This is a genomic window from Moritella sp. F3 (assembly GCF_015082335.1).
Taxonomy (GTDB): Bacteria; Pseudomonadota; Gammaproteobacteria; order Enterobacterales; family Moritellaceae; genus Moritella.
This window is the reverse complement of the sequence record NZ_BLRL01000167.1, coordinates 1-235: the sequence shown is the minus strand read 5'-3', so window position 1 is coordinate 235 and position 235 is coordinate 1. Positions and strand designations below refer to the sequence as shown.

At 49.4% G+C, this 235-nt stretch carries 1 tRNA gene; it reads left to right on the top strand.

From position 1 onward, the window contains the following. Positions 1–159: 159 nt before the first annotated feature. Positions 160–233: transfer RNA gene (locus JFU56_RS22775), tRNA-Arg, on the top strand. Positions 234–235: the final 2 nt, after the last annotated feature.

The following is a 235-nucleotide window of genomic DNA, read 5'->3' as shown; positions in this document are numbered from 1 at the left end:
GCCGAAGGCGCTCCCCTGCTAAGGGAGTATGGGCTTTAAATCCCATCGAGGGTTCGAATCCCTCCCTCTCCGCCATTGTTGTCCTAATATCTATCACATATTGTAAAATGTGTTATAGTGTTTTGGTCGACTTTTTGGTCGTTGTAGAAATAGTTGTATGCGGATGTAGCTCAGCTGGATAGAGTACCTGGCTACGAACCAGGCGGTCGGAGGTTCGAATCCTCCCATCCGCACC